The organism is Vallitalea sediminicola (assembly GCF_054408565.1).
This window is the reverse complement of record NZ_BTPT01000032.1, coordinates 51,935-63,812: the sequence shown is the minus strand read 5'-3', so window position 1 is coordinate 63,812 and position 11,878 is coordinate 51,935. Positions and strand designations below refer to the sequence as shown.

General features: G+C 28.4%; 12 protein-coding genes and 1 tRNA gene. 8 read left to right on the top strand and 5 right to left on the bottom strand.

Going from position 1 to position 11,878, the window contains the following annotated elements:
- The first annotated feature begins 839 nt into the window (after nucleotides 1–839).
- The 3 genes from ACX6CF_RS14885 to ACX6CF_RS14875 all read left to right on the top strand — a co-directional run bounded on the left by ACX6CF_RS14885 (nucleotide 840) and on the right by ACX6CF_RS14875 (nucleotide 2,580).
- Complete coding sequence (locus ACX6CF_RS14885; protein ID WP_458786133.1) at nucleotides 840–1,577, top strand: GntR family transcriptional regulator; 738 nt, start codon at nucleotides 840–842, stop codon at nucleotides 1,575–1,577.
- The gene (locus tag ACX6CF_RS14880; RefSeq protein ID WP_458786132.1) at nucleotides 1,574–2,308 is read left to right on the top strand and encodes a GntR family transcriptional regulator; all 735 of its coding nucleotides are present in this window, start codon (nucleotides 1,574–1,576) and stop codon (nucleotides 2,306–2,308) included. The genes ACX6CF_RS14885 and ACX6CF_RS14880 overlap by 4 nt, the downstream gene beginning before the upstream one ends.
- Before the next feature lie 198 nt (nucleotides 2,309–2,506).
- Nucleotides 2,507–2,580: transfer RNA gene (locus tag ACX6CF_RS14875), tRNA-Arg, on the top strand.
- A 230-nt stretch (nucleotides 2,581–2,810) separates the two neighbouring features.
- Here ACX6CF_RS14875 and ACX6CF_RS14870 read toward each other — a convergent pair.
- Complete coding sequence (locus ACX6CF_RS14870) at nucleotides 2,811–3,182, bottom strand: hypothetical protein (protein ID WP_458786131.1); 372 nt, start codon at nucleotides 3,180–3,182, stop codon at nucleotides 2,811–2,813.
- Between the two features lie 358 nt (nucleotides 3,183–3,540).
- On the opposite strand from ACX6CF_RS14870, the gene ACX6CF_RS14865 reads away from it, so the two are divergent.
- Together ACX6CF_RS14865 and ACX6CF_RS14860 are read left to right on the top strand one after the other, a co-directional pair.
- On the top strand, nucleotides 3,541–3,678 hold the full coding sequence (locus ACX6CF_RS14865; protein WP_458786130.1) for a hypothetical protein: 138 nt from the start codon (nucleotides 3,541–3,543) through the stop codon (nucleotides 3,676–3,678).
- 170 nt (nucleotides 3,679–3,848) lie between these two features.
- On the top strand, nucleotides 3,849–4,346 hold the full coding sequence (locus tag ACX6CF_RS14860; RefSeq protein ID WP_458786129.1) for a DUF2726 domain-containing protein: 498 nt from the start codon (nucleotides 3,849–3,851) through the stop codon (nucleotides 4,344–4,346).
- A 95-nt stretch (nucleotides 4,347–4,441) separates the two neighbouring features.
- On the opposite strand, the gene ACX6CF_RS14855 is transcribed toward ACX6CF_RS14860, so the two are convergent.
- Together ACX6CF_RS14855 and ACX6CF_RS14850 are read right to left on the bottom strand one after the other, a co-directional pair.
- Nucleotides 4,442–4,993 carry a GyrI-like domain-containing protein gene (locus ACX6CF_RS14855; protein WP_458786128.1) on the bottom strand — a complete coding sequence of 184 codons (552 nt, stop codon included), beginning with the start codon at nucleotides 4,991–4,993 and terminating at the stop codon, nucleotides 4,442–4,444.
- Nucleotides 4,994–5,006: 13 nt separating this feature from the next.
- A complete protein-coding gene (locus ACX6CF_RS14850; protein ID WP_458786127.1) occupies nucleotides 5,007–5,885 on the bottom strand; it encodes an AraC family transcriptional regulator in 879 nt (292 codons plus the stop codon).
- Nucleotides 5,886–6,311: 426 nt separating this feature from the next.
- Here ACX6CF_RS14850 and ACX6CF_RS14845 point away from each other — a divergent pair, with 426 nt between their 5' ends.
- The 3 genes from ACX6CF_RS14845 (at nucleotide 6,312) to ACX6CF_RS14835 (ending at nucleotide 10,066) form a co-directional block, all read left to right on the top strand.
- Entirely contained in the window at nucleotides 6,312–6,476 is a 165-nt protein-coding gene (locus tag ACX6CF_RS14845; protein WP_458786126.1) for a hypothetical protein, read from the top strand.
- 340 nt (nucleotides 6,477–6,816) lie between these two features.
- A complete protein-coding gene (locus ACX6CF_RS14840; RefSeq protein ID WP_458786125.1) occupies nucleotides 6,817–8,601 on the top strand; it encodes a sensor histidine kinase in 1,785 nt (594 codons plus the stop codon).
- The gene (locus tag ACX6CF_RS14835; RefSeq protein WP_458786124.1) at nucleotides 8,582–10,066 is read left to right on the top strand and encodes a response regulator transcription factor; all 1,485 of its coding nucleotides are present in this window, start codon (nucleotides 8,582–8,584) and stop codon (nucleotides 10,064–10,066) included. Before ACX6CF_RS14840 ends, ACX6CF_RS14835 begins: the two co-directional genes overlap by 20 nt.
- Before the next feature lie 65 nt (nucleotides 10,067–10,131).
- Here the strand turns inward: ACX6CF_RS14835 and ACX6CF_RS14830 are convergent, their stop codons facing one another.
- On the bottom strand, nucleotides 10,132–10,938 hold the full coding sequence (locus ACX6CF_RS14830) for a carbohydrate ABC transporter permease (RefSeq protein ID WP_458786123.1): 807 nt from the start codon (nucleotides 10,936–10,938) through the stop codon (nucleotides 10,132–10,134).
- Entirely contained in the window at nucleotides 10,935–11,834 is a 900-nt protein-coding gene (locus tag ACX6CF_RS14825; protein WP_458786122.1) for a carbohydrate ABC transporter permease, read from the bottom strand. Before ACX6CF_RS14825 ends, ACX6CF_RS14830 begins: the two co-directional genes overlap by 4 nt.
- Nucleotides 11,835–11,878: the final 44 nt, after the last annotated feature.

Sequence of the window (11,878 nt, the reverse complement as noted above, 5' to 3'; positions counted from 1 at the left end):
ATAAGTAATAACTAGATATAAAGTACAATTGCTTCAATAGAAATACAGATATTTTGTTGATTATTAATATATAATTAATAGCCTCTAAATGCAAAAGACAACAACTGGATTAATAATCCTAATAACATGTATAATTTGTATTATTATTATAAGTTATATGATGGCTTTGATGGCTAATGAAAAATCTATATCTTTTAGTGTAGACTTTATGAATTTGATACTAGTCTTTAATAATTTTAAGGTGATAAATTAATAATATTATAAATTTAAATAATAAATAAGTAAATTTATATTGCTATATTAGATTGAAATAAAAAATACTGAAGAAATGATTGAAATATTATTTTGATAAATGGTATGAAAGTTGTCTTTTTTTAATTACAGATAAATATTTTTTACAATATATGAAATTTAGATGAAGTACATCAAATATAGATATTTTGTTCAATTACTATATAATATAGATAGAAGTGATTGTATGATACGTTATCTCTCCTGTGAATTGGTATGTCAAATTCTATAGTCATATATAAAATAAAAATAAATAATTAATAGGCAGAAAAACAAATAATATTAGTTAATTATATTATATAAATATAAGTAAAATTATGGTAGGCAATAATTTCTCTAGTTAATGGATATAAGCAAATAATATATTTCTAATTACCTGTTAAAGTAATGTTTTATCAATATTAAAACAATTGGTAATCTATATATTAATAGGGTTTATATAAGATAATATAGAATTGACCATAGATTAATATTATGATATACTGACAACTATCGGTTTGAAATATGTCAAATAATGTATGTTTTTAATGTTATGAGGAGGATGTTATTTGGTTGAATATCATATTAGCCCAAGAGATGAAGCGGCTGAAAAAATAGAGTATTACATTATAGAAAATAAGCTGGAACCTCACGCTAAAATCCCATCTGAGAGGGATTTATGTGAGATGTGGGGAATCAATAGGACTACCCTAAGGTCAGCTATCAAAAGACTTGTTAGTGGTGGGAGATTATATAATAAAAAAGGTTCAGGTACGTATGTGGCGGATAATAAGATAATAATAGATTTGCATAGTATCATAACCTTATCAGATATAGATATAAGAATAAACAGGTTATTAATTAAAGTGATTTCTACAAAAATTATAGAAAGTAATAAACATATATCTAAGGAACTTCACGTATCTCTAGGTACAAAAATATATGAATTCATAAGACTTATAAGTGTGGATAGAGAGCCGATATCTTTTGAAACTCTATACATTCCATATGATAGGTTTTTGGGCATTGATAAATATAATTTAGAGGAAGAGGCCTTATGTAAAGTTATGGAGAATAGATATAATACAGTTATCTCAGGTGGAAATAAGAATGTAGGTATTTCACCAATAAATTTTCTGGATGCTGATTTTTTGAATGTAGAAAATAATTCGGCAGTATACATTTTAGATGGAGTAATTTGTGATAAAGGTAATATACCCATAATATATATGGAATCAATGGTGAGACCTGATAAAGTAAAATTTTCGTCTTCAAAGATATATAAATATAGAGGTGTACAAGCATGAGGAAAGCAGAAGAAATTAATTATAAATCGCCTATGTATCTACAATTAAAGAAAGTTATCTATAGTAAAATTCAAAGTGGAGAATATCTACCTGGAACTAGTATACCATCAGAAAATGAGTTAGCTAAAATGTATGGTATAAATCGTTTAACCGTCAGAAATGGAATAGATCAATTAGTGAATAAAGGATTACTAATGAGAGTTCAGGGAAAAGGAGTTTATGTACTAGGAACAAATAAAAAAAAGGATGTAGATATTGTTGGTGGGTTTGAAGAGATTATGAAAGTGAGTAGTACTACTAGGTCTAGTAAGATTCTTAAACAAGTGGTTAGAAAAGCTTCTGATAAATTTTCATGTATATTTGGTATTAGTTGTGAGGATGAAATTTATTATATCAAGAGAATCATTTATGTTGGGGGGATACCATCATCTTTAGAAGAAATATATATTCCTAAATATCTAATTACACAACTTGACTCAATTGATTTATCTGTTTTTTCTATAGAAGAAATATATGATTTCTATGGAATAATTAGAACCAAGGTGAATGAAACTATTGATTTAACTATTTTAGATGCAAATGAAGGAAGAATGCTTAAAATTAATGCAAATGAGGAAGTGATGGTTATGGAGAGTACTAGTTTTGATGATAGGGATAGAGTAATAGATTATAGGCGTAAATATAGTGTAGGTAATTTGTGTAAATACGGCGTGTGTATGAAAAGGGATTAATATTTTGTATTATCCTTTTTCCTTTAATGGGTCATATTATAGGTAATGAGAGATTTATGGATAAAAAATGTAGAAACTTAAATAGGAATAGTTCTTGACTTACAGTTAAAACATGATAAAATATATGTTGCAGATTGTTTTATTATTTTATTTGTTTAACAAATAGATAATAATATATTTATTTAATAAATTTAATATGTTTCCGTAGCTCAGTAGGATAGAGCGATCGCCTCCTAAGCGATAGGCCGTGGGTTCGAATCCCGCCGGGAACACTGATTAAATAAGGATTAGAGCGGTTTTCAAATTAACCCATTATATTAACTAAGATGCACAATATGACGTAAGTCATGAAATCTAATTATTGTGTTAATATTAAAATTAGATAAAATTCTAAATTAACAGAAATATTTTTGAAGTTATATATCTTCTTAGAATATAAGTAGAGGAATTTAAACGTAAGTTAAGCACCAAAATATAATGATAGGTGCTTAACTACTGTTTATTAATATGAAAATCTAAATCCATCTAAATGATTACGGTTGCAGTCAGGTGGATTAATTTCATCAGTTTCATATGCGGAATACCCCATAATACTTCCAATAAATTTTAATTGACTACCGGTCCAATAATATCCTATTTTCTCGCCTAAATGTGGATGCCTTTCACAGACAAATATTTCTCCGCAATCACACTTATACAAAGCATACCTAGAGCCAACTACATTCCCATCTTCGTCATATACATAGGTACCACCTTGAAACTTCATTTCGTGGTTGCCATGAATTGGACAATCTGAAATTTCAGCGGAACTTACTAAAGTTATTGATGAAAATAAAAAAATCATACTGAATAGAATACATAGCTTTTTCTTCATTCTTTTCACATCCTCTGTTTATTATTATAGATTTATTAATTGCTTCGATCGAAAGCAATATTATTATAACATAAAAATCATATGATATTAGGTATAAATAGTTAAAAAGTCATAAAAATGTTTAATATTAAGAAAAATAAAATAAAATTTAAATAAATTTAGAATTTACAATATTATTATTAAAATTTAAAGGGCTAATATTTGCTGAATAGCTATTAGTGACTCTGTTTTTTATTGATTATTAATAATATGTAGATATTTTTAATTGTTTTCTAATTGCTTACTATCTGATTATTTGATAATATTAATTTTAGAAATCTAAATAAATAGAGATATCAATAAAAGAAGGTGTTTAAAAATGGAAGTTATTATAGATATTTTATCAGATATTATATCGGTTCCTCTTGAAAAATGGGATAAGCTAAAATCAAGTTATAAATTAATTACGTCTTCAGTATTAGTAACTATAATAATCGGTGCATTTATGTACTTCTAATGAAAAATTATTTACTATTTTGTAATAAGGAGTATAATTGATTTGTGAAAAAATTAATTGACATATGTTGATATATTTACATCAAAGGTTTATAGAATGAAGTAACTGATTCAGCAAACCACTAATAACAAAAAAGCTAAGATATAAGTACAATATAAGAAAGGCAAAAAATGGACACAATAATAATCACACTAGTAGCAATAGTTTTCATAGTAATACTATTTAAAATAATTGAAGGTAAATTATCTAATAAGAATAAATATAATTATTCAGTAGCGTACAAAGATGTTGATAGCATATTGACAAAAGCAGAATTAAGATTTTATGATATTTTATATGATGTTTGCGATGATTTAGATGTCACTTTATTTACCAAAGTAAGAGTAGCAGATATAGTGAAAGTCAAGAATAAAGATAATTATATGACGTATTTTAATAAAATCAGCTCAAAACATATTGATTTTGTTCTATGTGATAATACGACTCTAAAGCCGTTGATATGCTTAGAGTTAGATGATAGATCACATAATAGAAAAGATAGAATGGAAAGAGATAAATTCATTAATGAAGTTTTAAGCAGTATAGGTTATGAAGTAGTACATATACCTTGCAAATATAAGTATGATAAGGAAGCTATTAAAATAGAACTACAGAATGCATTAAATTAATAATCTATAGTAAAAATAATCTCCTAAGATGTTAGGGGATTATTTTTATAAAATTTATCAATATAATGATAGGATAAAATCAAATATTATTATTTCTATGACTTCTTGATACAAGGAATATAATAATCTAGAATTAAATTTTTTTCTCCATTATTTTTAGGTATTCCAAACCGTTCATCAGTATACACTTCGCATGAAAAGTAATTTTGCCAATCAACAACATAACCGTTTTGATTGATTGCTTCAACTGTAAGTGAATGTAAATTAGGGTATATGTCGTGTTCTTTACCCTCAATCCATGCCTTCGCAATGATACAAGCTGGTATTTCATAAGACGTATATCCATCAGGTACAGGAGTATTTGCTTTCATAAAAAATCCTGCAAGATAAGTGAAAGTTCCATCCTCATTACAGAAATCTCTCATATATCCTTGGTAAGCATCAGGAGTTTCAGCTGGACAATATTTGCTCATCTTTGCAAGAGTATCAAATGTACCATCAGAAAAGCATTGTTCCCATAATGAAGGGATAGTTTGATACTTTGATTGAAAAATAGGGTTAAAGCTTTCGTGCTTTGTTCTGATCTCCTTGCCAATAATTCTATATGGACCAAAAGACACAAATTCTATTTTTTTTAATGTTGCCATTTTATCATTCCTTTCATATGGTATTTGCGGTATTATCTTTTTTAACAATAGGTATCCAGAGTTCATTTTGGGGATTGTGTCCTGGAGGATAATAGCATTCAATGGCTGGTAAATCAGCAAAGGAATAAGTTGATGTAGGAGCCCAATCGGTATACAAACGTTTCCAAGATTTTATGATATCAGTAAGCTTGGGGGCTTCAAATACTACCCACTGGCTCTCAGGGAAATTCAGTTTTTCCATACCAACAGGAGTTTCCTTTTCATAGGGAACAGCTAAATGGTAAGAAAAATCTTTATTATTACCCCAATCACCGTCAGATAAAATACCAAGTATCCCGTTTAGTGTTTTTTTGGGATTTGTATCCATTAAATTAAGTAATCTTTCTCCAATTCCATTTTGTTGAGTTTCCTGCCAAATTACAGGTACGGTACTGAATGCTTTTTCAGTGCTTACATTATATTTGAAACCTACTGCTGAAAACGGACCAATTTTTTCAATTCTGTAGTTCATTTCTGTACCTCCTGAAATCGAGATATGAAAAGACATACGTGGATAAGCTTTCAATTTTACACCTGATTTTCGTGCTGAGGTAGGGGCAATTCCATGAATCTCTTTAAAGGCCCGTGTAAAGGCTGAATGAGATGTATAACCATATTTCTGTGCAATCTCAATAACACTACTATTATTATGTTGTAATTCAAAAGCTGCAAGAGTTAAGCGCCTACGCCTGATATAATCAGAAAGTGGTATTTCTGTAATAAATACAAACATACGTTGAAAATGGTAATTAGGGCAGCAAGCAATTCTAGCAACCTCCTTATAGTCGATATCACATGTAATGTTATTCTCGATATAGTTTATAGCTGCGTTCATTCTCTTAAGCCAATCCATGTTTATCAGTCCTTCCATTACAGTTTAGCAGATAAATGATATAATGCTTTGCAGTTGGTGTACTAAAAATGCAAAGTATATTAAATTTATAAAAAAATACTAATTATCTATTTATATTAATGGTATAAAATAAGTATAATATTGTCAATGTGTATTACTTAATATTGAATGATAATATTTTACAAAATATAAAAAATAACAACTAAAGAAAAAATTACTAATTACTGTAAATGTATTTAATTTAATATATTGTTAATACTAATAAAGAATTATTAAAAAATTTATGAATTATTGAAACTAAATGAGGTGTTCATGCGTCTAATTAACGAGGAGTAAAATAATTACTATATTAAAAGGGCAAAATAATGTGAACACTAAGACTAATCTTTAAGACTACAATAACAACACAATGATGAGGTGAGTATATTGAAAAAGAATACAATTAGAGCTATAGCATTAGTTCTAGGATTAAGTTTATTTTCTTTTGTAGGATGTAAGACTAACAACACTGATCCTAATACACCAAACCAGGAAAATAATAATGAAATCCAAGATAATGAAAATGTTGACATGAATGGGAACAATATGTAATTAAATTCTAATAGATATAATTATTTTAATTTAATTATTAGAAGTCACAATAAAAAATAGATTAGAATTTCTAGTTTCAATAGAAGTTATTTAATCTGTTTTTTTATTTGCAAAAAATTACTTATAAATATAAAATCAGTATAGTGTAGAAAAAAGTACAAGAACTATAGAAATATGACATATATTAAAATATATTAATGTAGTATAATATGGAAGAAGTAATCTATATAATAAAATAAATATGGGACTGTTTCTTAACAAAGCTTATTAGAGACAGTCCCTTTAAGACTGTAACAAATTACTGTATAATGCATTATATATCTAAAGGAAGTGAAAAATTTTGATACAATATCGCTACTCTTTTCGATTCAAATTGATTACAGTATTTCTTATATCCATATTTTTATTATCAATTTTGGTAATGGTAACTATACCAACCTATTTTACAAGAACAATGAATAAAGAGATTGATGTATTAACAGATAGTACGTTAATAGCTATTGAACATAATCTTAATAGTTACTTTGATGAATTGGAAAGAATAACTATCATGCCTTATTTTAATCAATCTTTTATGGATTCTTTGTTGGTGATAAATAATAATTATTACAGAGAATTGGATACATATAATAAATTTCTATTAACTCAATCTATACAATACACATTGGCAAACTATCTTCAATCAACAAGGGTTGATGTATTAAGTGCTCTTTTTGTGACGGAAAACTTACAATCATTTATTACAACTAAAAAATACGGTCAAACTTCAGTTATAAAGGAATACAATTTCAAAGAAGCTGATTGGTATCAAGAAGCTGTAAAGAGCAATAGTAAAGTAACTTATATTAATGCTCATAAACAAGATTATTTACAAACACCTGTAGCCAGCCAAGTATTTTCCGTAGCTCGTCTTATAAAAGATCCTATAACATTAAAGACATTGGGAGTCCTAATGGCAGATATGGATACTAATATTATAGCTAAAACTTTCAATAATATTAATCTAGGTGTCTCATCAATCATAACTGTATACGATGGAAACAATAATCTTATATATACAACTAAACCAATATCAAAAACATTGGAAGATCAAATAATTAATTACGAAGGTAAAAAGATATCGTCTCCAAAAGATGATTATAGACTTATTACTAGACCATTAAGCAAATTGCCATGGCATATCAATATATTAGTATCTCAATCGGAGTTGAATAATAAAATTAAAGGTATGTATGTAGTAGGTGGTTTATTTATATTTCTAGAACTTCTAATTACCATATTAATCTATTATCTTATGTGGAATCATATCACTAAGCCTTTTAACAACATGCTTACAACAATTGAAAAGATTCAAAAGGGGAATCGCTCTCTATTGTTCGATGAATCAGGAAAAGATGAAATAGCTTATTTATGTCATAATCTTAATGATATGATGTATGAGATTGATGATTTAGTGAGCAGGGAGTATAAAGCAATCATTGAAAAACAAAAGGCGGAATATCATGCCCTACAATCTCAGATACAACCACATTTTTTGTTCAATACTCTCAATGGGTTAATAGGTCTCAATAGATTAGGTGAGCGTAAGAAAGTAGAAGAAACCATAATTAACTTAACAGGAATGATGCGATATATTCTTAATCAACAAGATACATCTAGTTTGGAAGAAGAATTTAGACTTCTAGAACGTTATTGTTCTTTGCAAAAAGTGCGTTTTGGTGAGAGAATCAACTATAGACTTGAACTACAATCTGAATTACGGGATATTCAAGTTCCAAAACTACTATTACAACCTCTAGTGGAAAATGCTATAATTCATGGGTTGGAACCAATGCAAGAATCTGGTAAATTACAAGTAAAAGCATTTATAATAAAAGTAGATGATAAGGAACATATGTACATAATAGTAGAAGATAATGGAGTTGGATTTGATATAAATAAGATATCATCTAATGTTGGAATCACCAATATAAAAAACAGATTAATACTCATTAATTCATTGAGTCAAATTATAATTCATAGCAAAGAAGGAGAAGGTACAAAAATTACTATAAAAATACCTCTAAATCTTCAAAATAATCAAAAGTCAGGGGGAGTGTTAATCTATGAAAATCTTAATAGCTGATGATGAATATTTGGTTAGGTCCACATTAGTTAGTATGTTAGGGGAATTAGGGATATCAAAAGAGTGGATAGATGAAGTAGACAATGGAGAAAAATTAATAACTCAATTTCAAACAGCAACTTATGATATTGCTTTTATAGATATTAGAATGCCAAAAATGAATGGACTTGAGGCTATTGAAAAAGTTAAAAATATTGCACCCTATACGAAATGGGTTATAACAACTGGTTACTCAGAATTCTCGTATGCAAAAGAAGCTATACAGCTGGGGGTATCTAATTATCTATTGAAGCCTATTAGCCTTAACGAATTGGGGGAAGTTATTTCAGAATTGCTCCAGGAAAACAAAAAATATGCTTTATTGCTGAACCAACAGTTTGAATCGGATATGAATAGTATATATCAAGAATTGCAATACCTAGAACAGTTGGAGATAAATTATACTGAGCATATAAAATATATGACATTTTGTATAAATACGAATTCTTTTAATATAACTCATAGAAATAATATAATGCAAAAATTGTATGGAGAGTTGAGAGAAAAGATCAAGAATATCATTACTCCCAATATTAGAATAGTTTTTTTGAACAGACAAGGAGTTGATTTAACCCTAGTACTGGCATGGGGATTTTTAGGAAATCATGAAGAAGCTGAGGAAATAGTAAATAATTTCTATCAGTCTCTAAAAGTTATGATTCTGAAATATTGCTGTACAGGTATGGAATTAACACTCATTCATTCAGAAGCTGTGGATTCTCTTGAAAACAACTTCAAATACCTGCATTGTATATATAATATGTGCCAGCTAAGGATATTAAAACCTAGTGAGTATATCTTTACCCTTAATGATTTAAAAGATATGTGGGAGCAAGCAGAAGATGAGCATCTACAATTAGTTGATAATTGCTCCGGGTTATTTGATGCATTCTATAGTAACAATTATTTAGCTTTCATGAGTCATATTGATACTCTTGATAAATTGGTTAATACTCATGAACAAGCACTAATGGATAACTTGAAAAGATATCTAAGTCCTTTGCTTAAAAATGAATCTTTTGATGCAGAGATGACAACCATTGATGAATTGAAACACACAGCTCATAAATATCTTGTTAAAACCAAGTCAACTGATGATAATCAAATGGATAGTATAAATCAAATTAAACTCTATGTTCAGAAAAACTATATGAAGGATATAGGTATCTATCAGATTGCAGATAAATTAAATCTGACACCTAATTATCTAAGTACATTGTTCAAGAAAAAAGAAGGTATTACTTTTATGAAATATCTTACCAAGACTAGAATGTTAATAGCAAAAGAATTATTAACAAACAACAATGTTACAGTAAGTCAAGTAGCCAATCAAGTTGGTTTTAACAGTGCAAGATATTTTAGCAAGCTTTTCAAGAACTATTATAATATATATCCATCTGAATTGAAGCATAAAAATTCTAATTAATTATAGGGCAATAGAATTCTATCCTTTATATTCTCTAACAATATATTGGATAGAATTCTGTGAGATCATCCTTTGACAGCTCCAGCAGATAATCCCTTAACAAAGTATTTTTGGAGAAACAAATAGAGAATAACTAATGGTATAGTTCCTATAATACATCCAGCAGCTACCCAGTTGATCTGATTAGAGAACTGAGAGAAAAATTGGCTTAGAGCTACAGTTATAGTATACATCTTAGGTTTCTGCAAGAAGAATACTGAGAATGTATAATCATTCCATATAGCTACACCAACTAAAATGGTTACAGTAGCTGTTACTGGTTTTAATAGTGGAAATATAATTCTAAAAAATATTCCAAAGCGTCCACATCCATCAATCAAAGCAGCTTCATCAAGTTCCTTGGAAATGGAGCCTATGAATCCAGTAAATAAGAAGATGGTTATAGGTAATTGATAAGCTATATGTGGTAATATAACGCTTAGATATGTACTGGTTCCTGTAGTATTGACAATTAATTTATATAAAGGCACTAATATAGTTAATGGAGGTACAATCATACAGGAAATACATAGAGTATAAATAAAATTATTGAATTTTGTTTTATATCTTGCCAAAGGATATGAAGCAAATGCACCAATAATAATAACACTTACAACTACTACAAGGGTGATGAAGATATTATTCTTGAATGCTGATATCATATTTGCTTCTAACCATGCATTCTTAAAATTTTCTAAATAAAGGTTAAAAGAAGGTATCCAATAAGATGAGCTATTGGAAGCAGGTCTAAAAGCTAAATTGATTAAGATATAAAAAGGTATCAAATATAAGATGCCTACAATATACATAATACATCTACTGAGTCGTTTCACATTTCTACCTCCTTATTCCTTAAAAATTTAACATTAATGATACTAATGATACTAATTAATAGGAACATGACGATTCCCATTGCAGAAGCATATCCAGCATCCATTCTTACAAAATACATTTGGTACATCATTGTTGATATAGAAGATGAGGTATAGCCAGGTCCACCTTTTGTCATAGCCATGATTACATCAAATAATTTCAAACCACCAATAATGTTTATAACTACACTTGTTGTTATAGCTGGCATTAACAATGGAATGGTGACATTCTTGAATTTTGTCCAACTTGTAGCGCCATCTATACTAGCTGCTTCGTAATAAGTTCGAGGTATTCCTTGAAGACCAGCTAAGTAGATAACCATTGAAATACCCATATATTGAAATGAATTTATAAGAGTGAGTATCCAAACAGACCGCTTACCAACAGCCAGCCAGTCAAGTGGTTGTAAGCCAAGTAACATCATAATATCATTAATTGCTCCACCTTCAAATTTGAAGAAGAAATACCATACATAACCCATAATCAATGCACTTATAACAACTGGTAAGTAGACAACGGTTCTTACTAATTTCTCACATCTCATCTTTTGGTCTAATAAAATGGCACAGCTAAGACCTAGAATATTCTGTATTAATGTACTGCCTATTCCATAGATTAATGTATTTTTCACAGTAAAATAAAAATCTTTATCATGAAATAGTCTCTGATACTTCTGTAATCCTACCCATAGAAACTTTGGAGAATAACCATTCCATTCTTTGAAGGATATAATGACTCCCTGAAAAAATGGATAAAAAATTAGCAGAACAAAGAAGATAAGAGCAGGAACATACATGATATTGACTATTTTAGGTGAGTGTAACTGCTTTTTAAGTTTGCTTTGTATCGTTTTCATATCTATTCCTTTCTAGATTCAATAATTAATAAGTTGCAAAAAGG